Consider the following 25,506-nt stretch of genomic DNA (forward strand, 5'->3'; position numbering starts at 1 on the left):
ATATTTTTTCTTCTCTTCGCAAAGATTTTCTCAATTATTTAGTGATTATGACCTTTGTGACTTGCTTCTTCTGTACCTTTAATTTGATCCGATGATTTGATCTTAGTTGGCAATTCTGATGTTGGAGCACTTACTCCTATAATTTCTTTTATTTCAACTATTTCTTCCCAACCTTCTTCTGGATTAGGTTTTACGATTCCTTTTATTACTACGGGAACCATGTCATATTCTTCTCTTTGTAGAGGTTCTATTTTTTTGGCTAACTCATGAGTTAAATCATTAATTACTACTCCGTAAATAAAATCAGTACCTTTTATAACTGCTGCATCGTCGATAAAAATAAACTCTCCGCGAATTAAATCGGATTCTCCTGATTTACTTTCAGACTTACAAGAAATAACAATAAGGCTTAATACAATTAAAATAAATAGTTTTTTCATAAAAGTAGAATTTGATGGTTACACAATTACCCCACAGAACCTTCTAGGGAAATTTCTAAAAGTTTTTGAGCCTCTACCGCAAACTCCATAGGTAGTTTGTTTAGCACTTCTTTACTAAAACCATTAACGATCAATGCAATTGCTTTTTCTGTATCAATTCCTCGTTGGTTACAATAAAAAATCTGATCTTCACCTATTTTGCTAGTAGTAGCTTCATGTTCTATTTGAGCAGTTTTGTTTTTTGCTTCTATATAAGGAAACGTATGTGCGCCACATTCATTGCCCATCAATAATGAATCACATTGTGAAAAATTACGTGCATTGCTTGCTCTGCTGTTTATTTGCACTAATCCCCGATAACTATTATGAGATTTTCCTGCAGAAATACCTTTAGAAATAATAGTACTTTTGGTGTTTTTACCTAAGTGTATCATTTTTGTTCCAGTATCTGCTTGTTGGTAATTATTGGTTACTGCAATAGAGTAAAATTCTCCAACAGAGTTATCTCCTTTAAGTATGCATGAAGGGTATTTCCAGGTTACTGCAGATCCTGTTTCTACTTGTGTCCATGAAATTTTGGCATTAGCCTCACAAATTCCTCTTTTAGTAACAAAATTAAAAACTCCTCCTTTTCCTTCGGCATTACCAGGATACCAATTCTGGACAGTAGAGTATTTTATTTCTGCATCATCTAGTGCTATTAACTCTACAACAGCTGCATGTAATTGATTTTCGTCACGAGAGGGAGCTGTACATCCTTCGAGATAGCTAACATAACTACCTTGATCTGCAATTACTAAGGTGCGTTCAAATTGTCCTGTTCCTGCCTGATTTATCCTAAAGTAAGTAGACAACTCCATAGGACAACGAACACCTTTTGGTATATAACAAAAGGATCCGTCACTAAAAACTGCAGAGTTTAAAGCTGCATAAAAATTGTCTTTTTGTGGGACAACAGATCCAATATATTTTTTAACCAGTTCTGGGTGTTCTTTTATGGCCTCAGAAATGGAACAAAATATAATTCCTTTTTCTCCTAATGTTTTTTTAAATGTTGTAGCTACAGATACAGAATCCATTACAATATCTACAGCAACTCCTGCTAGCTTTTTTTGCTCATCTAATGATATTCCAAGTTTCTTAAATGTATCCAATAACTCAGGATCTACCTCATCTATACTATTATACTTTGGTTTTTTATTAGGTGCGGAATAATAGGAAATATCTTGAAAAGCAGGTTTTTTGTAGGTAACATTAGCCCATTCTGGTTCTTCCATTTCTTTCCAAACACGAAAGGCCTCTAACCTCCATTCTGTCATCCATTCTGGTTCTTCTTTTTTCTTAGAAATTGCACGAACTATATCTTCATTAAGACCAACAGGAAAAGTATCAGATTCTATATCGGTATAAAATCCATACTCATATTCTTTGGTTTCTAATTCTTTCTTTAAGTCGTCTTCGGTATACGCCATTTTCTTGACCTTGAAATAATTCAGGGTATTTTTTTATCAATTAAAGGGAAAAACTTTCTCCACAACCACAAGTTCTACTTGCGTTAGGGTTATTAAACACGAATCCAGTACCATTTAGTCCTCCTGAATACTCAAGAGTTGTTCCTATTAGGTACAGGAAACTTTTTTTGTCTACAATGATTTTTATATCGTTGTCTTCAAAAACTTTATCTTCGTTTTCTTGATTTTTATCAAACTTCAAATCGTATGATAAACCAGAACATCCGCCACTTTTAACACCTACACGTACATAATCTACAGAAGCATCATACCCATCATCACTCATCAGTTCAATGATTTTCTTTTTAGCTATATCAGATACTTTGATCATATTTTTGTAAATAGATTAATTCTAAATTGAATGCAAATATACTACATAAGTATATTTTATACACGAAACCTAACATTTATCTATTATATATTAGGATAAGAAAAAACTATAGTGATGGTAAAAGGGGCTTTTTAGAATTCAGAAAAACGGTCGTCATTTAAAAAATCATCATCAGTGAGGGTTTTTAAAAAAGCAATAATTAATTGTTTTTCCTCAGTAGTCATTGGGATTCCTTTAATGTTATTTTGACTTTTGAATATTGGATCTAAGGTCCTAGAATCTACCATGCCATCACTATAATGATTTAAAACATCTTCTAAAGTTTTTAATCTGCCATCGTGCATGTATGGAAAAGTAAGTTCTATGTTTCTTAAACTCGGAACTTTAAATTTATAGATATCTTCTTCTAAACCTGTTACTCGTTTTCTGCCTACATCATTATACTCTGGATCTATTGGCAAACCATTATTGCGATACGATTGATCCGTAAATAATGTTCCTTGGTGGCATGAGGCACATTTGGACTTAAACAGTTCTAAGCCTGCACTTTCTTGCTCAGTAAATACAGAACCTTCATTTCTTTCTACTTTATCGTATTTTGTATTTGCCGAAATCATCATAATCATAAACTGAGAAATTGCCTTGAGCATATTATCTGAATTTATTTTTTGATCTTCAAAAGCTTCTGCAAATAATTTTACATATTCTGGTTGCTCTTCTAATTTTTTTATAATGCCTGTAAATGTTTCGTTCATTTCAACTTCTGCAGTAATCGGTATAATAGGTTGCAGATCTAGATGTATTGCTGCACCGTCCCATGTAAACTCTTTCATAAAAGCCATATTATGTAAAGGTTGTGCGTTTCGAGTACCCAGCGCACCATTTACTCCATGACTTACAATATGTGTATGGTGGGTAAATGCAAAATCTTGTATATGGCAAAATCCACAAGAGATTACTCCATCTGATGCCAGACGGCCATCATAAAATAATTTTTTGCCTAATTCAAACCCTTTTTCTGTAGGAGGATTAAGAGTAACATTATAACTAGGCTCTGGAAAATTTGCAGGAACAGTAAATTCTAGTTTAGCATTCTCTGTAATGGGTACATAATCTTCCTTTTCTGAACTACAGGAAGTCCAGAAAAGGAGAGATATTATGTATACCAAAATTCGTAATTCCATATTATTCATTTATGCTCGCTGCGCTAAACATCGTAGCGCTATTTTCTGCAATTTTTGGAGCATTTTCGGGATCTACCTGAATATCACTTTTTATAGATAAAGAATGTGTGTTTACACTATCAAATATTTTGGCTATATCTGCATTTATAACTACTCTTGAAGTCGCATTTTCTTTGATGTTTAAAGTGTTTGGTAAATCCAAAATAACTTCTTTATAATTATCTAATGTTGTGCCGTGGCTACCTATGTGTATTTTAAAATCTGTATTTTCTTGCCCTCCTACAGAATAACCTCCTTCAAATTTAAGAAATATATAACCTGCAGACCAGCTCCATAGCATTTCATTTTCTTGTGCCGTAGGTATAAAATTATTTGTCCTATGTAACGGGTATTTGGATTGATCTACGCCAATACCGAATCTAATCTTTGTATATTCACCTTCGGATATAGTGTTTAGTTCTATGGTTTTACTTTCTGCTACTTCTTCATTAATCAGGAAATAACTTTTTTCTGTCGGGTACTTAAATTCTTCTCCATTAGCCTTAATAAAAACAATATTGCTAATAATATACTTTAGTTGTGAAATAGTGTATGTTTCACCACTTTTATTGGTATATGAAGTATTATTCATAATAATTGAAGTGTTCTCTATACTATTGTTAAAATTAAGGTTTACACTACCCACTTTTACATCATCATCGTCTTTACATGATGTTATTGCTAAAATCGTAAATACGATTATTATTATATTTTTCATTTTTCTTCTTTATATTTTATTATAATAAAGTCTTTTGATCCTTTATTACTTGGTACATCAAAATCATTACTTTCTGAACTACCAACGATGATTATTTTTTTATCACTTGTTTCTAAACAGCTTTCTCCAAATTCTGCAAGACTACCTCCAACGGTGGATTGCCATTGTACTACTCCTTTACTATTAATTAGTAGATTTAAGATATCACTTTGCCCTTTATTTTCTTTTATATCTACATCATTACTTCTGGAGTTTCCTGTAATGATAAAGTTGTTGTTTTGAGTTGTAAAAATACCTCTACCAGTATCGAACTGTGTTCCTCCTATAGATTTTTCCCATAAAACAGCACCGTTTCCATCTATTTGTATCATCCACAGGTCTGCATTTCCTTTGGCACTAGAAACATCACCATCGTCACTTCGAGAATCTCCTATAATTATATATTTTCCATCTCCAGTAGATGTTATTGCATAAGCGACATCGATTTCAGATCCTCCATAAGATTTTTGCCAAATCTTAGTGCCTTCAGAGTTTACTTTTACTGCCCAAAAATCATAGCTTCCTTTACTATTGGTTACATCAAAATCAATACTTTCTGAAGATCCGATCATTAAAAACCCATTATCCTCGGTTTGAAGAACATCATAACTTCGATCGTTATTAGTTCCTCCAAAATAGCGCCTCCAGATCTTATTCCCAGATATATCTAATTTTATACCCCAAAATTCTCCTACTCCATGTTTTTCGTTGTTTTTTGATTTATCATCATTACCTTCTCCATTACTGGCACTTACGTCTAAAAATCCTGTAATAAAATACCCTCCATCATTGGTCTGTACGATAGAAAAAGCACGATCAATTCCAGAAAAACCAAAGTTTTTTTCCCATTGAATATCTCCTGCACCATTAAGTTTAACAATCCAGTAATCTTGTAAGCCTTCATTTGAAGTTACATCTTCATCATTACTTCTACTATATCCTACTATTGCATATCCGCCATCATTAGTTTTAATGATTTTTTCTGCTCTCTCGTCTCCGGTTCCTCCATAAGTTTTGCTCCATACAATTTCTCCTTCTCTAGTGAGTTTAAGTACCCAATAATCACTATCGGTTGCTGTTTTATCGGTTATATCTCCATCAATACTTAAGGTGTATCCAGCAATGGCATAACCCCCATCTGCAGTTTCTACTACAGATAGGGCATTATCTTCATTGCTTCCGCCAAATGTTTTTGTCCATTCTATTGTTCTGATAATTTCTTGTTCTTCTTCTGGATTTGTTTCTGGATTTGTTTCTGGATTTTTATCATCACTACTACAAGAACTTAATACAACCATTGTTATAAATACAATACGTTGAATATATAAAAGTTTAAAGGTCTTCATTTGACTATAAAATTTATCATATTAGTTTTTTACAAAACGTTTTGTATAGACCTGATTGTTTGCCATGATTTGTACAAAATAGGTGCCAGCTCTTAAATTAGAAACATCTATTGTATTTGTAACAGTCCCTTTGGTTACGGATTGTCCTAAAAAATTTTTAATTTCAAAGCTTGCATTTTTTTCTATTCCATCAATAAACACAGTTAAAAGACCTCCTTTAACTGGATTTGGAAATATATGAAATGCTATCTTTTCTACAGGTGTAATTGGTTCGCTTCTAGAGGCATTGGTGGTTAAGGAAATATTATCAATAGCAATATCTGCTTGCCATGTAGATCCTGTTGTTCTATTAAATCTTAATTGCACACTATTTCCAACATAAGCAGAAAGGTTTATGTTAGCAGTATTCCAAGAGTTTCCTTGGTTACCTGTCTGGCTCCATATACTGGCCCATGTTGTACCATTATTTGTACTTGCCTCTAAAGCAAAGCTCCCCATATCTGCTGCACCATACATATGGTATGCAAATGAAAATGTGGCTGAAGTTTGACTACTTAGATCAAAACAAGGAGAGTTTATAATAGCTTGTTTATTAGGGAATCCTTCTGTTCCTGAGGCTTCTACATAGATATAATATGTCCCTTGTGTAGCACTAGATGGCCCTGTGTTATTAGAAGGTGTTCCATTTGCATCTATAGTCCAATCTATATTATCTGTAGAAGATTGTGTCCATACCCCAAGTGTATTTTCAAAACTTTCATTATAAGGAAAAGAAGATATTCCAGAAGAACATCCTTGGCTTCCGCCACTGCCAGCGGTAATATTAACAGTATAGTCCTCAACCTCTCCATATTCAAAAGATTCGCAGGAGGTTGGTATACCATTATATTTCATAGAAACACGCATTCTGGTTGCTCCTTCAGCTGTTGCTGCGGGAACAGTAAAACTCCCGGTAACCGGAGTTGTTTTAGAGGCTGCTTTAGTCCATACCTGTTCTCCTGAATCTGTAAAATCTCCATCTTTGTTATAATCTATCCATACACTATACCCTTCATTATAAATATTATTTGCCCAAGTTGGTGTTATTGTAATAGTTTGTAAACTTCCTTTTGCTATGTCTGTTGCGATTGATGTATTGTCTGCATAGCCTCCATTAGAGGCTCCTGTAGTGTTGTTAATAGTTCCTAAGCTAACATTGCTTATATATTCGTCAGCAATACTATTACCATTAGATGCACAATAGTTTATTTGTACATTGGTAGTTGTAAAATTAGTAGAGGCACTAAAACCAGAAGAGGTTCCGTCTTGGCATTTACTTTTTACCTGTACTTCATAAGCTGTAGTAGCCGTTAAACCTGTTATGTTATAAGAAGCAGAATTTGAAGTAGCAGTAGTCCAAGAGGTTGCTCCTGTTTGGCGATATCTTATATCATAAGTTGCATTTGATATAGAGGTCCAGTTTATTGTAGCTGTTGTTGCTCCTATATTAGAAGATGTTACTCCTACGGGTACTGTTGCGATACATTCTCCTCCAGAAGTATTGCTTTTACGAACTAAGAAAAGTCCTCCTTGAATATCGCTTATAACTATGTTTCCACTACTAAAATAAGGATATACGTTCCATACACCATCCATAGTTACACTATTACTAGAAGTATATGTGTCAAAAAAACCTACCTCTGTCATTGTTTTAGCTCCTATGCTAGAAATGTCTATTACCCTTAAACCTGCTCTATAATTTGCAAGGTAAAATAAATTCCCTTTTACGTAGCCATTATGATCTGTGGAAGGAGTAGGTCCAAAGTAGTTAAAATGGAATTTTGGATTATCTAAATCTTGAAAATCAAATACAATTGTTTTGGTATTGAAACCTACACCTTGTTCATCTAATTCATCTCCTAATATAAAGTATTTTAAATCTTCTGTGAACCATCCCTGATGGGTATATTTAACATCTGTATATTTTATAGTAGATATAGTAACAGGATTTGATTTATTAGTTATGTCCGCTATTACTATTTCAATCTCATTACTACCTATTAAAATTTCTTTTCCAGTATAATCACTATCTGGCCCATTATAAGTTATTACTTGCGCATCATGTGTATAGGCTCTTTGTCCTCCAGATAAAAGCCCTCCTGCGTTAATAGGATTTTTTGGGTCTTGAATATTAATAAATAGAGGTCCCCCTTTATAAGGCCCAGAGTTTCTTTGAGCTCCTACTACATAGGCATATCCAGAATCTTCGTTGATTACAATATTATGGGCATTTCCAAATTCTGTATATCTTGTATCTGCTGTAAATGTTTGAGGTGGATTCGCTACATTCCGTAATCTGGTTAAGTCAAAAACCTGTAATCCATGACCACTAGCTTCGCTTACAATAAAAGCATGATCTTTATATACTTTTACATCTCTCCAAGTACTATTAGAAGTAGCAGTAGGGAGTTTGCCTAAATATACTGGATTAGTAGGGTTGGAAATATTTATAAATGCAGTACCATTATTTAATCCGATAATTGCATATTCGTTACCATTTTGTGGATCTGTCCATCCCCAGCTATCATTACCCAAACTGGCGTTCATAGTAGATAGAGTTACTTGAGACATTAAATCGTAATCGTTACATGGGTAAGAACCAGCAAACCCATTTTGACAGGGGGTTTGACCATAAGAATATACCACTGTAATTAACAGCAGAAGAGTAGTTATTAAATTTTTCATTGAGTTTGTGTTTTAAGAGTTAGTTATAACGTTAAGTTTTTGTCATGTATAAATATTTAGTTAAAAAAATAAAAATACAATTAATTTGCTAAATTATTTTATAATTTATTAACGATATCCTATTAATTTGTTGTTTATTAACTATTTTTAACATTTTTTAAGATAGAGGGGTGCCTTTTTTTAAACCTAAGGCTTATAGTTTTAACAAACAATAAGTTAAATATCAAAATTTATCGATTTACATAATTTTTTTGTTAAAAAATTATACAATTACAAATACATGATTATCATTTATAACTATGCGGCTGATTTATTACTTTTATATCCTAAAGAAATTAATAACAAGATAAAAAACAAAAAGAGTAGGTGGTTTTTTACTATGGCTACTATTTTAGTGAAAACATAAAGTCATTATTATAAAAAAGAGAGATAAATTAATATTTGTTGCATATGGAATAGATTTTATTTTTATAAATTATAGTAGATAAAAATATCATGTTGCCTAAATTTGCAAAATGATTGAAAATAAAAATACATCAAGAACACAGATATCTGAATTAGGAGAATTTGGACTCATTAATCATTTAACTAAAGGTTTTAAAATCAAGCAAAAGACTACAGCTATTGGCGTTGGTGATGATGCGGCAGTTTTAGATTTTAAGAATAAGAAATGTGTTTTAACAACAGACTTATTGATTGAAGGAGTGCACTTTGATTTATCTTATGTGCCTTTAAAACATTTAGGATATAAAGCGGTAGTTGTTAATCTGTCTGATGTATATGCAATGAATGCAATAGCAACACAAATAACAGTTTCGATTGCGGTATCTAATAGATTTCCTTTGGAAGCTTTAGAAGAACTGTATTCGGGGATTGAAGCTGCTTCAAAAATTTATAATGTAGATCTGGTAGGAGGAGATACCACTTCTTCAACAACTGGTTTGTTAATTAGTATAACAGCTGTAGGATATGCTGAAGAAAAAGAATTGGTTTATCGCAATGGTGCTAAAGAAAATGATCTTTTAGTTGTAACTGGAGATTTGGGAGCAGCATATTTAGGGCTTCAAGTATTAGAAAGAGAAAAAGAAGTCTATAAAGTCAATCCAAATTCGCAGCCAGATCTAGATCCATATACTTACCTTATCGAAAGACAGCTTAAACCAGAAGCTAGAAAAGATATACGAGAACTCCTGCAAGCTCTGGATGTACAGCCCACAAGTATGATTGATATAAGTGATGGTTTATCTTCTGAAATTATACACTTGTGTAAACAATCCAAAGTCGGAGTAAATTTATATGAAGAAAAAATCCCATTAGATCCCACGGTAATATCTGCTTGCGAGGAATTTAAATTAAATAGTACTACTGTGGCTTTAAATGGCGGAGAAGATTACGAATTATTGTTTACTATCCAGCAAGAAGATTATTCAAAAATTAAAGCAAATCCTAGTTTAACCGTTATTGGTCATATAACGGATGAAAAAAGTGGGATAGGATTAGTTACCAGATCTAATGAAAAGATAGAAATAAAAGCTCAAGGGTGGAACCCTATAAACGAATAGAATAGTTATGATACTACCCGAAAAGAAGTATCTATATTGATTTTTGCCATTTTTTTGGCATGCACAGAAGCTAAAGCATTATTAATTTCTTTTAATTTAGGTGTCATTATTTCTAATCGACCTCGACTATTAGTTGTAGCTTGCTCACCGCAATGAGAACAAGTATACTCTTTTATATGATGTGTAACGTTTTTAGAAAGAAGGTAATTATGACCGAACAAAGAACAATAGATTTTAGAAAAAGAAAATGCGGCGCTAGGGGTAGTTTTTTTCATTATTTTTAAGGGGTTAAAAATTCATAAAAAGGGGTTAAATGTTCATTATCAATACAATAATAACATATTTTTTATAACTATCCATGTTTTTGTAAGAAAAAAACGCATTTCATGTACGTTTTTTAAGTAAGAATGTAATTTTAAAGTGTTTTTTAGCCATCAAAAATGTATTTTGTCTATATTTTTGATTTTCTGTAGTTGTGAAAAGTAAGAATACACTTCTTTCTATTAGTTGTATATTATATAGAATTTAAAAATCGACTAAGTTCTATCATATATTGCTCTTTATTTTCTAGATAAGACATGTGTCCCCCTTCAAGACTGACTAAATCAACATTATTTTGTTTTGCTTCTGCACAGCTTTGTTTATAGGGTAGAATAGGGTCTTTAATTCCAGCAAAAATTACTTTAAACCCTTTAAAATTAGCCAAAATATTGGTTCGATCTTTTCTAATCTTCATCCCTTCAAGAGCAGAAATAATTCCTTGTAAGGACATCTTAGAGGCTTGATTTTTAATTTCATGTATTTCGCTAGCAAACTGTAGCTGGTTTTCTTCTGCAAAAAGATTAGCTATTGCCATACTTGTATATGCATTAGGATTTTTTTTAACAATATTAATAGCTCTGGTTCTATTATATTTCCTTTCTTCACTATCGGGAAATGAAGTAGAGTTAAGCAGTGCAATACCCAAAATCAAATCAGGGAAAAGATCTACACAGGCCAAAGATACATATCCCCCCATAGAGTGTCCCACAAAAACAGCTTTGGATATACTTAGATTTTCTAAAACAGTTTTTACGGCTTTTGCCATATCTTCCATAGTATGTATGTATCCTATATTTCCAGAGTGACCATGACCTAAAAGGTCGATCAAAATACATTGATAGCTATCCGTTAGAGACTCTGTGGTTTTCTCCCACATGTTTAAATTTTCTAAAAACCCATGAAGAAATACTACAGGTATTCCTTTCCCTAAAGTGTTATAATTTATTTTAATCCCTTTATACAGTAATATCATTATGAAAGTTTATTTTTAAGGTTGATAAACCTAACTAAATGAGATTTAATAAAGAAACTTTCGTAGCAGGATTTGCATTATTTTCTATGTTTTTTGGTGCAGGAAACCTCATGTTTCCACCTCTTCTTGGTTTAAAAGCGGGAGATGCATGGTTTATGGTTACACTAGGTTTTGTTATTTCGGCAGTAATTATACCTTTATTAGGGATTTTTGCGCACGCCAGACTACAAGGTACCATGTTAGATTTTGCAAAAAAGGTGTCTCCTACTTTTAGTCTTATTTACTGTATTCTTGTCTATTTAATATCGATTACATTGCCTTCCCCAAGAACTGCTTCTGTAACTCATGAAATGGTAATTCAACCTTTTTTTGGTACCAGCGCATGGTTAACAAGTGTTGTTTACTTTTCTTTGGTTTTACTTTTTGTACTTAATCGCTCTAAAGTTCTTAATCTATTAGGTAAATTTTTATCTCCTGTCTTATTTATTGTTGTTTTAAGTATTATATGTATAGGTGTTTTTTCTGTACAGAACCCTGTTATAAACCCATCTGAATTTAAAACACCAATGATTAAGGGATTGTTAGAAGGGTACCAAACTTTTGACGCCATTGGTGCTGTTGTTGTTGGCGCTGTTATTATAATTTCTTTAAAAATAAAAGGAGAAAATAATTTTATTAGAAACAGGAGGGTAATTATAAGCTCTGGTATTGTAGCAGGAATGGGACTTTTGATAATCTATTCTGGAATGATATATAATGGAGCGTTGTTTAGTACCCAATTTGAAACCAATGTAACGCGAACGGAATTATTATCTGGTTTAAGTTTCATAACTCTTGGTAAGATAGGAAAAACATTTTTAAGCATTTTAGTTGGTTTAGCCTGTTTTACAACTGCAGTTGGTATTATAACTGGTACTGCGGATTTTATAAAAGGGTTGTTTAATAACTCTCAAAAAGTGTATATTCTTACTGCAGTTATAGCTTGCTTTTTAGGTGTTCTAATAGGGCAATTTAATGTTCATAATATTGTCACTATAGCTATACCAGCTCTTATGTTTATATATCCTATAACTATTATTTTAATAGTTTTAAATATATTACCTAATAGATTTACTTCTCCGCTAGTATTTAGAGCAGTGGTTGTTGTAACCATTATGTTTAGTATTCCTGATTTTTTTGGATCTATAGGTATGCAGAAATTTATTAGTCCAATTTTAGAGATTCTTCCTTTTGGGAAATATAGCCTAGCTTGGTTAATACCTGCAATAGTAACCTTAATTCTTATGAATGTTTTGTCTTACAAAAAAGACAAAACAATTTCTTAAACTTTTTTAAAAATTAGGGGGGATCTCCCCCTTTCTATCGAATTGTTTTTTACTATTTTCGTGCTGAAAAATAATTTATTTTATACTAATATCATTTGTCATTTGAATTTAGTAGAATAAAACATTCTTGTTTTTTAATAAATTCAAAAAATAGCTAGTATCAAAAAAGGAAATGCCTATGAAAAAAATAATTACTCTAACATGTATCTCTTTATTTTTATTTTCTTGTAGTGACGATGATGATTATATCCCTGTTGGATCAGGTTTAGATAAAGAACTAACAACTATTTTAACAACTGTTTCTGAAGATAAAACACTATCCTATTTTATTTTACCAGAAAGTGATGACTATCTTAATATTCCTCAAGATCCTTTAAATGTAATTACTAAAGAAAAGGTAGAATTAGGTAAATTATTGTTACACGAAACTGCGTTGGGCAGAAAACCAAAAATGACAGAGATGACAGCTACATATTCTTGTGCTTCTTGTCATCAAGCTGCAGCAGGTTTTAGTTCTGCTTTACGACAAGGGATTGGAGAGTGTGGTGTTGGATTTGGAATCAATGGTAATGGTAGGATAATTAATCAAGGTGTTCCTATTGATTCTGTAGATATCCAACCTATTCGTTCTCCTACTCTTTTAAATGTTGCATACCAAGATGTAATGCTTTGGAATGGGCAATTTGGAGCTACAGGAACCAATCAAGGAACTGAGGCAAATTGGGGTCAAATACCTGAGAATTTTTTAGGATTTCAAGGGGTAGAAGTTCAAGCTATAAAAGGGCAAGGTGTTCATCGATTATTAGTTGATGAGGATTTTGTAATTACTTTTGGATATAAAGAAATGTTTGACCAAGCTTTTACGGATATAGTAGAAAAACAAAGATATACTACTAAAAATGCAGGCCTTGCAATAGCTGCATATGAAAGAACTTTGCTTGCAAATAAATCACCTTGGCAACAATGGCTAAAAGGGGATCGTAACGCTATGACTACTGTAGAAAAAAAAGGAGCTATAACTTTTTTTAGTAAAGGAAAATGTTATGAATGTCATACTGGTCCTGCTTTAAGCGATAAAGGTTTTTATGCATTTGGAATGGGAGATTTTGATAACTCTAATAAGGCAGTAGTTGTTGCTAACTCTGGATTTGAAAATATAAAAAAAGGAAGAGGTGGTTTTACCAAAAACACTAATGATGATTATAAGTTTAAAACACCTACTCTATACAATTTGTTAGATAATGGTTTTTATGGTCATGGAGGAACATTTACATCTGTAAGGGATGTTATTGCATACAAAAACAAAGGAATCCCACAATCTACAGAAGCAACGGTTGAAAATTTCGCATCACAATTTGGAACTATTGATTTAACAGATGATGAAATAAATAACCTAACTGCTTTTATAGAAAACAGTTTACGAGATAGTAATCTAACCAGATATGTTCCTGAAACATTAAAATCTGGACAATGTTTTCCTACTAATGATATACAGTCTCAAATTGATTTGGGATGTAATTAATAAGTTAATATAGATTAAAATATACAGATAAAACTTAGTTTAATGTAGCGATCCACCAGGTATTACCAAATGGATCTAGAAAACCTGCTCCTCGAGCACCATAATCCTCTTCCATAGGTTGCATTAAGGATTTGGCTCCTGAATCAAGGGCATCATAATAGGTTTTGTCTGTGTCTTTTACATATACATACATTGATCCAGGGTGTGCAGGATAATGTTGTGATGCTTCAGAAAGAAGAATGGTACTATCCCCTATTTTAATCTCAGAATGTTGTATTCTATTATCCAGATCCAGATTTCTTATCATTTCTTGGGCTTGAAAAATCTTTCGAATAAAATCTATAAAATCTTCAGCTTTTTCTACTACTATATATGGCATCGCTTGCTGGTGACCAGCAGTAATTTTCATTCGTTGCATATTATATAAGGTGACTTTTATAAGGAACGAAAAAACTATACAAAATATTCTATATATAGATGAAAACATATTTTTTTTGGCTTCTATAAAAATGAGACACCAGTGAACTATAAGTTTTATGAAATGAATAGAGATTATTTTATAAAAAATAAAATAAACACCTTAGTGATCTCCTGAATGTTCTAACAGGTCTATATAAAGATATTTCTTAAACTTTTTTTAACATATCCCTGCACCTATAGTCATTCTAATGCTATAACTTGTTATCCGCAAAAAATCACACAAATACATTAACAGTTATGAAATTAAAATTACTTTTAATTCCATTTATTATCTCTTGTTTTATAGGGGTTCAGGATGGATTTACACAATCTGTGTTTATCAACGAAATACACTATGATAATGCAGGTACAGATGTAGAAGAAGCTATCGAAATCGCAGGGGTAGCAGGAACAGATCTTACTGGTTGGAGTATTGTTTTATACAATGGTTCTAACAACAGTGTTTACAATACCATCTCCTTATCAGGAACTCTTACAGACCAACAAAATGGTTTTGGAACCAAAGTAGAAATGCTTCCTGCCAACGGTCTTCAAAATGGATCACCAGATGGATTAGCATTAGTAGATAACAACAATACGGTTGTTCAGTTTTTAAGTTACGAAGGGGTTATTACCGCTGCAGATGGACCAGCAAACGGTATAACAAGTACAGATATTGGGGTATCCGAGCCTAATACAGCACCAGTTGGATCCTCTTTACAACTATCGGGAGCAGGAACCAAAGCCACAGACTTTGTTTGGGAAAACACAACAACCAACACCTATGGCGCAGTAAATACAAACCAAACTTTTGGTACCCCGTTTATAACACCAGTAATTAATGAATTTGTATTTAACCACACAGGTTCAGATACCGATGAGTTTGTTGAGGTACTATCTGGTGCAAATACCGATTTAAGTGCCTATTGGTTGCTAGAGATCGAAGGAGATAGCAATGCTGCAGGAACTATCGATGAGGTTATACAATTAGGAACTACAGATGTTAACGGGTATTTTACTACTGCCTTTGGTAATAATACATTCGAAAACGGAACGGTAGCATTACTTTTAGTGAAAAATTTTACAGGGACACTTGGGCAGGATTTAGATACCAACGATGATGGTGTTTTGGATACCACCCCGTGGGAAGAAATAACAGACGATATTGGGGTTAATGATGGTGGGGCATCTGATCTTAATTATGCCATGGTTACCTTATTGCAATCTTTTGACGGTAGTTCATTTACCGTAGGCGGGGCTTCCCGATTTCCTAACGGTCAGGATACCAATGCAACAACCGATTGGACCAGAAATGATTTTGACGGTAGTGGGTTGCTTAGTTTTCCTACTGTAATTGCAGAACCCGGAGAAGCGATAAACACCCCTAACCGTGAGAATGTTGTTATCGAAGATGTAAATCCAACAGCACAATTAGTAATTAATGAAATAGATGCCGATACCCAAGGCGCAGACGCTTTGGAATTTGTAGAGTTATACGATGGCGGAGCAGGAAATACTTCTCTGGATGGATATATACTGGTGTTTTTTAATGGGTCGAATAATCAAAGCTATGCTACGTATGATTTAACAGGATTTACCACCAATGCAAATGGATATTTTGTTATTGGTAATGCAGATGTTGCCAATGTAAGTATTACTTTTTCTGGAAACGGATTACAAAATGGTGCAGATGCGGTAGCATTATATAAAACAGAGGCAGCTAATTTTCCTAACGGTACTGCCGTTACTACCGATAACCTAGTAGATGCAATTGTATATGACACTAATGATAGTGACGATATAGAGTTGTTAGCGCTTTTAAATACCGAAGAGCCACAAGTAAACGAAGATGAAAAAGGAGATAAAGATGTTCAATCGTTACAACGTTTTCCAAACGGATCTGGTGGATTAAGAAACACAACTACCTACACACAAGCAATCCCTACACCAGGGTCTGCAAATACAAATGCAACACAGGTGGTTACCCTTATCATTAATGAGATAGACGCAGATACACAAGGAGCAGACACTCTGGAATTTGTAGAGTTATACGATGGCGGAGCAGGAAATACCCCGCTGGATGGTTATGTATTGGTAAACTATAACGGGAACAACGATACCAATTATAATGCAATCGATCTGGATGGTTTTTCTACCAATGCCGAAGGATATTTTGTAATCGGTAATGCAGATGTTACCAATGTTGGATTGGTGGTGCCAGGCAATACGTTTCAGAACGGGGCAGATGCAGTGGCTCTCTATTTTGGCGATGCTACTAATTTTCCTAACGGAAGCGCCGTTACTACCGATAACCTGATAGATGCTGTAGTATATGATACCGACGATGTAGATGATGCAGAATTATTGGTATTACTTAACGCAGATCAGCCACAAATTAATGAGAATGTAAACGGAAAAAAAGATAGTGAATCCCTGCAAAGAGTACCTAATGGGCAAGGAGGAGTACGTAACACCACTACATACATAGCAAAAACTCCTACACCAGGCGTAAGTAACGAAGGTATTATAGTAAACCCGGGAGAGCAGATTAGTATTGCCGAGGCAAGAGCTGTTGCCGAAGGAACCACAGTTATAATTGCAGGTGTACTAACGGTAACCGATAGTTTTAAGGGCCCAGCATTCGTTCAGGATGCTACTGGTGGTATCGCAGTTTTTGATGATTTGGTGCAAGCAGACGCCAGCCTAAAAGTAGGAGACTCTGTAACCATAACAGGAACAAGAGCTGTTTTTAATGATCAGATTCAGATAAGCTCTGTTACAAAAGTAGTAAACCATGGTCTTCCTCAAAACCCGATCACTCCTGTAGAAATTACTTTGGCAGAACTTGGTCAGCATCCAGGAGAACTGGTTCGGGTATTAAATACTACCTTCCCTAATCCAGGAGATATTTTATTCGGAAATTCTAACTTTACGCTTACAGATACTAGCGGAAATGGAGAATTACGAGTGGATAATGATGTAGCCTCTATCGTTGGAAAAGCACAACCAGTTACCTGTCCAGAAATTACAGGAGTAATAGGGCGTTTTAGAGAGTTTTTTCAGTTACTACCAAGACAATCCTCTGATATTCCTTGTGCAGTAGAGTTTATACCACCAGGAGATACGGTTGGTTTTCCTAAAGAAGATACTTTTGATGTAGTAGCTTGGAACATTGAGTGGTTTGGGGATGAGAGCAATTCGCCTGTTGGGCAAAACCCGTTATCTGATGCTATTCAGCGAGATAGTACCGCTACGGTATTAAAAAGATTAAATGCAGATGTATATGCAGTAGAAGAAATTGCAGATGATGCCTTGTTTGCCGAATTGGTAAACCTGTTACCTGGATATGATTTTATCTTGTCGGATGCAGTGTCTTATCCTGGTTCTGGCGGAGTATCCCAAAAAGTAGGATTTATCTATAATACCGAAACCGTTTCGGTAGTAAATACCAGAGCGATGTTTACTTCTATCCATCCTATATATAATGGGGGTGATGCATCGGCACTAGTAGATTACCCAAGCGATCCTTCTCGTTTTTATGCTAGTGGAAGATTACCTTTTTTAATGACAGCAGATATAACCATTAAAGGAGTAACAGAGCGTATCGATTTGGTTGCATTACATGCCAGAGCAAATAGTAGTGCAGATCCTCAAAATCGTTATGATATGCGTAAATACGATGTAGAAGTTTTAAAAGACTCCTTGGATGTTCATTTTGCGAATAACAAACTTATTCTTTTAGGAGATTATAATGATGATGTAGATAAAACTGTTGCAGATATTCCTTCCACCATTTCTAGTTTTCAGAAATATATAGACGATGCCGCAAACTACACTATTGTTTCTTCTGCATTAAGCGAAGCAGGATTGCGATCGTATGTTTTTAGAGAAAACATGATCGACCATATCGCTGTAACTAATGAGCTTAAGGATGCATATATAGATAAATCAGTAACTGTTCATTATGAGGTGTATGATAATGATTATGCCTTTACTACCTCAGATCACTTACCAGTTTCTGCACGATTTTTATTAACACCAGAATATGTAGATAATGAGTGTGCAGGAGGGTCTGTAGTGGCATTTGAGCAAGGTAAAAGAAGAGATGGTAGAAAAGTTTCTTGGTTTAGAAGCAAACCAGAACGTGCTTTAGGACAACCAAGAGAAAGAGGATACTTTAACTTTGTGAGTTTAGGATTTGGAGGATCTATTACTATAGAATTAAACAACGAGATTTTTGATAATGCAGATACTAACGAATTTGCAGTATTCGAATCTACAGGATTTTTTGATAATATACCATGTAACTATTATCCAGAATCTGCAGAGGTATTCGCATCACAAGATGGGGTATCGTTTGTTTCTTTGGGAACCACTTGTCAGGATGGTGAATTTGACCTTGCGGCGGGTAACTTACGTTCTGCAAAATATATTAAAGTAGTAGATACTAGTGATAAAAATGTTTTTCCTTGGTTTGCAGATGGGTATGACTTGGATGCTATCGTATGTTTAGAAAACGGAGAGCGTATTGCTACCAAAAATAAACTAGCATATTCTAAAAACCCTACTGCTCTGGAAAGCGAATTACTAACCGAAGAGTTTGGATTAGAAGAGGTGCAAGTATCGGTAACTCCTAACCCTGTTAAGGATCAATTATCTTTAGAGTTTAACAGTTTTGCCAATGCAAGTAATGTAAATGTTGTAATTACAGATGTTACAGGAAAAACTGTTTATACACAAACGATCAGGCTTAAGGTTGGACAATCTAAACTGTCTGTCGATATGCATCGCTATCCAAAAGGATTTTATGTAGTTAGAGCTTTGGATACTACAGGAAAACTAAACGTTACCCAAAAGGTAATGAAGAAATAAATTTTATAAGAACATAACAAAAAGGTCTGAAAAATGTTTTTTTCAGACCTTTTTTATAGTATAAAACGTGTATTTTCTTAAAAATCAGGTTAAATAGGTATTACTCCACTTTAGCATACTTTTCTTTACACGGTTCCATACATTGTGTAGGGTAATCAATAATTAGAGTTACATCTTTTAGCTCAAAATTTATTTTAGATGCTGTAGAAGCACAAGGTATAACAAGAGTAGTTTGATCCATATTATAGGTTCCTGATGTTCCAACAGAGACATCCTTATCCATTGGGCAGTAAGATACATTGCTTTTTAAAGTGCCATCGGCAAAAAATTCAATCACTTTGTTCTGATTTGCTTTTTCAAAAGTAGCCTTGCCGTTTCCTATATCGATTAAAGTATGGGTTAGTTTCCATTTACCAACTAACGGGGATTTATTTTTTTTAGCACAAGCAGTGCAAAGAGCAAACAAAAAAAAGTATAAAAGAAACTTTTTCATAGTCTAAAAGGTTTTAGAGTTATTTTTCATCTAAGCTATAAAAAATAAGATAGAGTCCCTTACGGGTTTACCACCAAGTTTTCTTTACTTTTTGGGCGTTAAAAAACCCCAGACAGATAATGTATAGGGTTATATATGATAAAGCTTGCTTTAGTTTTATCCTTTATTCATAAGATCTTCAATCTCTTCTGCTTCGATAGGGATATTACCCATTAAATTAAAAGGCTCTCCTTTTTCTTGTACTACTACATCATCCTCTAATCTAATCCCAAATCCTTCATCGGGAATATAAATTCCTGGCTCTACAGTAAATACCATATTTGCTAGTATAGGCTCGGTAAGAATCCCATAATCGTGTGTATCTAATCCTATATGGTGAGAAGTACCATGCATAAAGTATTTTTTGTACGCAGGCCATTCTGGATCTTCATTTTGTATATCGGCTTTATCCAAAAGCCCTAATCCTAACAGTTCCGAAGTCATGAGCTTACCAACCTCTACATGATAATCTGCCCATATAGCTCCGGGAACTAATAATTTGGTAGCTTCATTTTTAACTCTAAGCACAGCATCATACACATCTCTCTGGCGTTTGGTATACCTTCCGGATACCGGGATGGTACGAGATAAATCACTAGAATAATTAGCATACTCTGCAGCTACATCCATTAGGATTAAATCTCCTGCTTTACAGGGTTGGTTGTTTTCTATATAGTGTAGTACATTGGCGTTGTTTCCGCTTGCAATAATGGGAGTGTAAGCAAAACCTTTGGATCTGTTATTTATAAATTCGTGTAATAATTCGGCTTCAATATTATATTCCCAAACATCAGGTTTTACAAAGCTTAGAAGTCTGCGAAATCCTTTTTCGGTAATATTACAGGCATTTTGTATCAGATCAATTTCGATAGGATCTTTTACAGAGCGTAATCGTTGTAAAATAGGATTACTTTTTGCAACAGTATGTGCAGGATATTTGGCTTTCCACCATTTTGTAAAACGATCTTCACGAGTTTCGGTTTCTACATTAGATCTGTAATGCTCATTTGTATTTACATATACAGTTTCACATTGGGTCATTATTTCAAAGAAAATCTTTTCCAGATCTTCTAACCAATATACCGTTTTTATCCCTGAAACCTCGAGAGCACGTTCTTTAGTTAATTTTTCACCTTCCCAAATTGCAATATGTTCATTGGTTTCTTTTAGAAATAAAACTTCACGATACTTTTCTTTTGGTGCATCCGGAAAAAGTAACAATATACTCTCTTCTTGATCCACACCACTTAAATAAAAAATATCTCTATGCTGTTCAAAAGGCATAGTACTATCGGCACTAATGGGATATATATCATTGCTATTAAATACAGCAATGCTATTAGGTTTCATTTGCGCAGTAAAGTTTTTACGGTTTTTGATAAAGAGGTTTTTATTAATTTGGTGGTATTTCATAATATGATATGTTGTTTAATCCCTTATGTATGGGAGTTTTCCTCAGAGTTAGCCTTAATCAAAATGTTAATTCAGATAGCACACTTTGCCAGCTTGTCTCGAGAGTATTGATTTATAAAACTATAGATACCTGTTGTACCTTAAAATAGGTTAAAAACAGTAATTCTGCCCAAAAATACTAAAGCTAAAAGGATGTATTGTTAAACAATATCTAAAAATTTTGGAGTTTGTTATAACAATATCTACATTCATCCAATTTTATTATTTTAAAAAGCCCAATATAATTTGCCATACTTCTTTAAATTATGGTTCATTATTATGACGTTAAATACCATCAAAAATGAAAATTGATACTTCCTTTCTAGTATTAGTACTGTATTCTACTTTTATTTTTTCTCAGCATCCTCCTGCTACTAATGCAGATGAGGTTGTACAAGGTTTATTGCATAAAAAACAAATGGAAGCCTCTTCGTTGGTAAAAAATGTACCATTTGATAACATTGGACCTACCGTAATGAGTGGTCGTGTAGTCGATGCAGATGTAAATCCTGATAATACTACAGAGTTTTATGTGGGATATGCTACAGGGGGATTATGGCACACCACGAATAACGGAACTACTTTTGAACCAGTACTCGATTCGGCAGAAACTATTAACGTTGGGGATATTGCTGTAGATTGGAAAAACAACATCCTTTGGGTAGGAACTGGTGAGAATAACTCCTCTAGATCCTCTTATGCAGGTACAGGGATTCTAAAATCTACAGATAGTGGTAAGACATGGAAAAATGTTGGATTACCAGATGCACACCATATAGGTCGAATCATTATTAATCCTAATAATAAAGAGGAGGTAGTTGTGGGAGTAACCGGGCATTTATATTCCTCTAACGAAGAACGAGGTATATATAAAACTACAGATGGAGGAGCAACTTGGTCCAAAACATTGTTTATTGATAACCAAACTGGGATCATAGATGTAGCATTTGCACCAAATAATTTTAATGTTATGTATGCTGCTGCTTGGGATAAAGATAGAAAAGCATGGAATTTTGAAGGGAGCGGATCTGGGTCAGGAATTTATAAAAGTATGGATGCTGGAAATACATGGAACAAAATATCTATTGATAGTAGTGGTTTTCCTACTGGGGATGGAGTAGGAAGAATTGGCCTTGCTGTTTTTGATGAAAACACCCTATATGCAGTACATGATAATCAATTTAGAAGAAAAGAAAAAGACACAAAAAAGGAATCTAATGGTTTAGCCAAAAAAGATTTTAAAACCATGTCTGTAGAAGCGTTTTTAAAGCTAGAAGACAAAAAGCTTAATGCATTTTTAAAAGTAAATGGTTTTCAAGAAAAATATCGCGCAGATAATATGAAACAATTGGTTCGTGGTGGTAGGGTAAAACCAATAGACCTTGCCAAATATCTTGAAGATGCCAATGCTGTGTTTTTGGACACTCCGGTTATAGGAGCAGAAGTATATCGAAGCAACGATGGAGGAACATCCTGGCAAAAAACCCATACTGGATATATCGAAGATGTATTCTATAGTTATGGATATTACTTTGCCCAAATACAAGTAAGTCCTGCCGATAAAGATCATATATACATATCTGGAGTACCGATTTTAAAATCTAAAGATGCAGGAAAAACATTTGTAAGTATTAACGGTAACAATGTACATGCCGATCATCACTCCTTATGGATTAACCCAAAAAACCCAAAGCATTTGGTAAACGGTAATGATGGGGGATTAAATATTTCGTATGATGATGGTAAAAACTGGATAAAGGCAAATCAACCTAGTGTTGGGCAGTTTTATGCTATAAATATAGATCATAAAAAACCATATAATGTATATGGTGGATTACAGGACAATGGCGTTTGGGTAGGAGCGCATAATGCACCGCAAGACGATTCGTGGCATCAAACAGGGCAGTACCCCTGGGAGAGTATCATGGGTGGAGATGGTATGCAGGTACAAATAGATAATCGAAATGCTAATATTGTATATACGGGATTTCAGTTTGGTAATTATTTTAGAATCAATCGTTCAAAAAACAAGCAAGTATACATTCAGCCAAAGCATGAGTTGGGCGAATCCCCTTATCGATTTAATTGGCAAACACCAATTTTACTATCTTATCACAATCAGGATATTTTGTATTTAGGCGGTAACAAAGTAATGCGATCTATGAATCAGGGCGATGATTGGATTGCTATATCAAATGACTTAACCAATGGTGGTAAAAAAGGAAATGTAGCATATGGTACATTAAGTACTATATCCGAGTCTGTATTTCAGTTTGGACTTATATATACAGGTAGTGATGATGGATTGGTATATGTAACCAAAAACTCTGGCGGGAGCTGGAGCAAGATTTCGGGTTCTTTTCCTAAAGATTTATGGGTATCCAGAGTAATTGCATCTTCGCACAAAAAGGAAAGGGTATATGTTACCTTAAACGGTTACCGATGGGATAATTTTACTCCGTATGTATATGTGAGCGAAGATTATGGGCAAAACTGGAAAAATATAGGGAGTACCCTGCCAATATCTGCAATAAATGTTATCAAAGAAGATCTTGATAATGAAAATGTATTGTATTTGGGTACCGATAATGGTGCTTATGTATCCTTGGATAAAGGAACCACATGGCAGGTTTTTTCTAAAGGATTACCTAATGTAGCAGTACATGATATAGTAATCCAACCAGAAGCTAAGGATTTATTATTAGGTACTCACGGTAGGAGTATTTATAAAACTAATATAGCAGCAATACAATTGCTGGATGCTGCTATTTTAAACAAACCTCTTCATGTTTTTGAGATACCAGCAATACAATGGTCTGACCAATGGGGTGTTTCCTGGAGTGCTTGGTTTGAGACCAAAGAGCCATCGACAGCCATTACCTTTTATGCAGGTACTTCTGGAGATGTTTCTATACAGATAACTACAAAAGAGGGTGCTGTTATTAAAGAATTTGCTACAAAGGCAGACAAAGGAATGAACTATGTGTCGTATGATCTTACTATAGCAGAACAAGGAAAAAATATTCTCGAAAAAGAGTATCCGGATGAAGAAATATTGAAAAGAAAAAATGGAAAGTACTATCTGCCTATAGATAACTATGTGGTGGTAATTAGTAAAGGTAAGAGTACTAAAAAAGTGCCTTTTATCGTGGAGTGATTTGGTAGTTCGACTACGCTAAGTACAGGCAGCAAGATTGTGTCTAGAATAATGATTTTTTATCTAAAAAAACTATTCTAGATAGTTCTGCTGAGCTTTTATTGAAGTACAATTTTTTTCATGTTATCTCGAGTAAAGTTGGGAGATCATTCTAAAAAATAACGAATTGACGCTTTTTTAAATATTTTAGCTTAGGTCGAACTGAGGTTAATAAATACTCCTGATACAGGAGGATAAAAATAGTAGTGCTACGATATAATACAATAGGTTTTAGTTTTGCTTCGCAAAGTCTCCTGGCTTTGCGAAACAATTAGTGACTAGAAACAAAATAATCCTACTGTATTGGCATCAGAGGGTTTAATCCACATTGTGGGGTTTAAGATAGAGGTGTTTTGGTATAATAAAAAAGACTGCCTTTTCAGACAGTCTTTTTGCTTTATATATTTTTAATCATTCACAATTAGAGAGTTCTACATATTTATCAAAAGTAACTCCTGTATCTCGTAGAGTAATTTCTCCATTATTACTTTCTTGTATAAATGCATTTCCGTTTTCTCCTCTACAAATAAAAGTTTTTTGTTCACCATTTTTGCATAACAAGCATTTTTTACCTGCAATAGTACAATCTCCTAATAGTTCTAATTGTGATAGGTATATTTTTATTAATTCTTTATCTTCTGTACAACTATTGTTTAAATACCCTTCCATTGCGGTCTTATATGCCTCGCAATTATCCGTAGAACTGTTTTCTCTATATTTATTTCCTGTTTCTGCTATCGCGACTGTTCCTGCAGAACAATCAAATTCATCATCATTATCACTACCACATGCATAAAATCCCAGGGCAAGGATGTAAACAGCAACATACATAAGTTTTTTCATATTGGGTACCTGTTTTCGGTTAAGGAAATTCAAAAGTAAGAAAATTAACCGGATTATATAAATTAGTAATATTAGGCAGGCATTACAAAACTGTATATTTTGGATTTGACTAATAAG

18 protein-coding genes are annotated in these 25,506 nt (G+C 33.9%); 5 read left to right on the forward strand and 13 right to left on the reverse strand.

Going from position 1 to position 25,506, the window contains the following annotated elements; all coding sequences use genetic code 11:
* Positions 1–38: 38 nt before the first annotated feature.
* From H527_RS0119635 to H527_RS24670, 7 genes are all read right to left on the reverse strand, one after another.
* A complete protein-coding gene (locus H527_RS0119635) occupies positions 39–440 on the reverse strand; it encodes a hypothetical protein (protein ID WP_027414220.1) in 402 nt (133 codons plus the stop codon).
* Positions 441–466: 26 nt separating this feature from the next.
* Positions 467–1,912 carry a Fe-S cluster assembly protein SufB gene (sufB, locus tag H527_RS0119640; protein WP_027414221.1) on the reverse strand — a complete coding sequence of 482 codons (1,446 nt, stop codon included), beginning with the start codon at positions 1,910–1,912 and terminating at the stop codon, positions 467–469.
* A 40-nt stretch (positions 1,913–1,952) separates the two neighbouring features.
* Positions 1,953–2,282: a HesB/IscA family protein gene (locus H527_RS0119645; protein WP_027414222.1), complete on the reverse strand. Its 330-nt coding sequence runs from the start codon at positions 2,280–2,282 to the stop codon at positions 1,953–1,955.
* 131 nt (positions 2,283–2,413) lie between these two features.
* On the reverse strand, positions 2,414–3,466 hold the full coding sequence (locus tag H527_RS0119650) for a cytochrome-c peroxidase (RefSeq protein ID WP_027414223.1): 1,053 nt from the start codon (positions 3,464–3,466) through the stop codon (positions 2,414–2,416).
* Position 3,467: 1 nt separating this feature from the next.
* Complete coding sequence (locus tag H527_RS0119655; protein ID WP_027414224.1) at positions 3,468–4,223, reverse strand: MbnP family protein; 756 nt, start codon at positions 4,221–4,223, stop codon at positions 3,468–3,470.
* The gene (locus tag H527_RS0119660; protein ID WP_027414225.1) at positions 4,220–5,608 is read right to left on the reverse strand and encodes a hypothetical protein; all 1,389 of its coding nucleotides are present in this window, start codon (positions 5,606–5,608) and stop codon (positions 4,220–4,222) included. The genes H527_RS0119655 and H527_RS0119660 overlap by 4 nt, the downstream gene beginning before the upstream one ends.
* Before the next feature lie 21 nt (positions 5,609–5,629).
* Positions 5,630–8,332, reverse strand: coding sequence for a choice-of-anchor B family protein (locus tag H527_RS24670; RefSeq protein ID WP_051316881.1), 2,703 nt, complete (start codon positions 8,330–8,332; stop codon positions 5,630–5,632).
* 515 nt (positions 8,333–8,847) lie between these two features.
* Here H527_RS24670 and thiL point away from each other — a divergent pair.
* Complete coding sequence (gene thiL / locus H527_RS0119675; RefSeq protein WP_027414226.1) at positions 8,848–9,894, forward strand: thiamine-phosphate kinase; 1,047 nt, start codon at positions 8,848–8,850, stop codon at positions 9,892–9,894.
* Positions 9,895–9,899: 5 nt separating this feature from the next.
* On the opposite strand, the gene H527_RS0119680 is transcribed toward thiL, so the two are convergent.
* Both H527_RS0119680 and H527_RS0119685 read right to left on the reverse strand, forming a co-directional pair.
* Positions 9,900–10,169 (reverse strand): hypothetical protein, encoded by a 270-nt coding sequence (locus H527_RS0119680; protein WP_027414227.1) that lies wholly within the window; start codon positions 10,167–10,169, stop codon positions 9,900–9,902.
* A 239-nt stretch (positions 10,170–10,408) separates the two neighbouring features.
* On the reverse strand, positions 10,409–11,188 hold the full coding sequence (locus H527_RS0119685) for an alpha/beta fold hydrolase (RefSeq protein ID WP_027414228.1): 780 nt from the start codon (positions 11,186–11,188) through the stop codon (positions 10,409–10,411).
* A 38-nt stretch (positions 11,189–11,226) separates the two neighbouring features.
* Here H527_RS0119685 and brnQ point away from each other — a divergent pair, with 38 nt between their 5' ends.
* Both brnQ and H527_RS0119695 read left to right on the forward strand, forming a co-directional pair.
* Positions 11,227–12,513 carry a branched-chain amino acid transport system II carrier protein gene (brnQ, locus tag H527_RS0119690; RefSeq protein ID WP_027414229.1) on the forward strand — a complete coding sequence of 429 codons (1,287 nt, stop codon included), beginning with the start codon at positions 11,227–11,229 and terminating at the stop codon, positions 12,511–12,513.
* Between the two features lie 178 nt (positions 12,514–12,691).
* Positions 12,692–14,035: a cytochrome-c peroxidase gene (locus H527_RS0119695; protein WP_027414230.1), complete on the forward strand. Its 1,344-nt coding sequence runs from the start codon at positions 12,692–12,694 to the stop codon at positions 14,033–14,035.
* A 34-nt stretch (positions 14,036–14,069) separates the two neighbouring features.
* Here the strand turns inward: H527_RS0119695 and H527_RS0119700 are convergent, their stop codons facing one another.
* Positions 14,070–14,453, reverse strand: a complete 384-nt coding sequence (locus H527_RS0119700; RefSeq protein WP_027414231.1) for a VOC family protein — start codon at positions 14,451–14,453, stop codon at positions 14,070–14,072.
* Between the two features lie 299 nt (positions 14,454–14,752).
* On the opposite strand from H527_RS0119700, the gene H527_RS22795 reads away from it, so the two are divergent.
* Entirely contained in the window at positions 14,753–19,366 is a 4,614-nt protein-coding gene (locus tag H527_RS22795) for a lamin tail domain-containing protein (protein ID WP_081414658.1), read from the forward strand.
* 100 nt (positions 19,367–19,466) lie between these two features.
* Here H527_RS22795 and H527_RS0119710 read toward each other — a convergent pair whose 3' ends face one another.
* The gene (locus tag H527_RS0119710; RefSeq protein ID WP_027414232.1) at positions 19,467–19,859 is read right to left on the reverse strand and encodes a lipocalin-like domain-containing protein; all 393 of its coding nucleotides are present in this window, start codon (positions 19,857–19,859) and stop codon (positions 19,467–19,469) included.
* 156 nt (positions 19,860–20,015) lie between these two features.
* Positions 20,016–21,311 carry an aminopeptidase P family protein gene (locus H527_RS0119715; protein ID WP_027414233.1) on the reverse strand — a complete coding sequence of 432 codons (1,296 nt, stop codon included), beginning with the start codon at positions 21,309–21,311 and terminating at the stop codon, positions 20,016–20,018.
* Between the two features lie 340 nt (positions 21,312–21,651).
* Here H527_RS0119715 and H527_RS22800 point away from each other — a divergent pair, with 340 nt between their 5' ends.
* Positions 21,652–24,507, forward strand: coding sequence for a VPS10 domain-containing protein (locus H527_RS22800; protein ID WP_035089254.1), 2,856 nt, complete (start codon positions 21,652–21,654; stop codon positions 24,505–24,507).
* 450 nt (positions 24,508–24,957) lie between these two features.
* Here H527_RS22800 and H527_RS0119725 read toward each other — a convergent pair whose 3' ends face one another.
* Positions 24,958–25,389, reverse strand: coding sequence for a hypothetical protein (locus H527_RS0119725; protein ID WP_027414234.1), 432 nt, complete (start codon positions 25,387–25,389; stop codon positions 24,958–24,960).
* Positions 25,390–25,506 lie beyond the last annotated feature (117 nt).

It is taken from the genome of Aquimarina muelleri DSM 19832, assembly GCF_000430665.1.
GTDB classification, from domain to species: Bacteria; Bacteroidota; Bacteroidia; order Flavobacteriales; family Flavobacteriaceae; genus Aquimarina; species Aquimarina muelleri.

What these genes read in the sequence shown, in the direction of transcription:
- H527_RS22795 (WP_081414658.1), top strand. Translation starts at nt 14,753, where the DNA reads ATGAAATTAAAATTACTTTTAATTCCATTTATTATCTCTTGTTTTATA.
- H527_RS0119650 (WP_027414223.1), bottom strand. Translation starts at nt 3,466, where the DNA reads ATGGAATTACGAATTTTGGTATACATAATATCTCTCCTTTTCTGGACT.
- H527_RS0119710 (WP_027414232.1), bottom strand. Translation starts at nt 19,859, where the DNA reads ATGAAAAAGTTTCTTTTATACTTTTTTTTGTTTGCTCTTTGCACTGCT.
- H527_RS22800 (WP_035089254.1), top strand. Translation starts at nt 21,652, where the DNA reads ATGAAAATTGATACTTCCTTTCTAGTATTAGTACTGTATTCTACTTTT.
- H527_RS0119660 (WP_027414225.1), bottom strand. Translation starts at nt 5,608, where the DNA reads ATGAAGACCTTTAAACTTTTATATATTCAACGTATTGTATTTATAACA.
- H527_RS0119715 (WP_027414233.1), bottom strand. Translation starts at nt 21,311, where the DNA reads ATGAAATACCACCAAATTAATAAAAACCTCTTTATCAAAAACCGTAAA.
- H527_RS0119700 (WP_027414231.1), bottom strand. Translation starts at nt 14,453, where the DNA reads ATGCAACGAATGAAAATTACTGCTGGTCACCAGCAAGCGATGCCATAT.
- H527_RS24670 (WP_051316881.1), bottom strand. Translation starts at nt 8,332, where the DNA reads ATGAAAAATTTAATAACTACTCTTCTGCTGTTAATTACAGTGGTATAT.
- H527_RS0119635 (WP_027414220.1), bottom strand. Translation starts at nt 440, where the DNA reads ATGAAAAAACTATTTATTTTAATTGTATTAAGCCTTATTGTTATTTCT.
- H527_RS0119725 (WP_027414234.1), bottom strand. Translation starts at nt 25,389, where the DNA reads ATGAAAAAACTTATGTATGTTGCTGTTTACATCCTTGCCCTGGGATTT.
- thiL (WP_027414226.1), top strand. Translation starts at nt 8,848, where the DNA reads ATGATTGAAAATAAAAATACATCAAGAACACAGATATCTGAATTAGGA.
- sufB (WP_027414221.1), bottom strand. Translation starts at nt 1,912, where the DNA reads ATGGCGTATACCGAAGACGACTTAAAGAAAGAATTAGAAACCAAAGAA.
- H527_RS0119695 (WP_027414230.1), top strand. Translation starts at nt 12,692, where the DNA reads ATGAAAAAAATAATTACTCTAACATGTATCTCTTTATTTTTATTTTCT.
- H527_RS0119655 (WP_027414224.1), bottom strand. Translation starts at nt 4,223, where the DNA reads ATGAAAAATATAATAATAATCGTATTTACGATTTTAGCAATAACATCA.
- H527_RS0119685 (WP_027414228.1), bottom strand. Translation starts at nt 11,188, where the DNA reads ATGATATTACTGTATAAAGGGATTAAAATAAATTATAACACTTTAGGG.
- brnQ (WP_027414229.1), top strand. Translation starts at nt 11,227, where the DNA reads ATGAGATTTAATAAAGAAACTTTCGTAGCAGGATTTGCATTATTTTCT.
- H527_RS0119680 (WP_027414227.1), bottom strand. Translation starts at nt 10,169, where the DNA reads ATGAAAAAAACTACCCCTAGCGCCGCATTTTCTTTTTCTAAAATCTAT.
- H527_RS0119645 (WP_027414222.1), bottom strand. Translation starts at nt 2,282, where the DNA reads ATGATCAAAGTATCTGATATAGCTAAAAAGAAAATCATTGAACTGATG.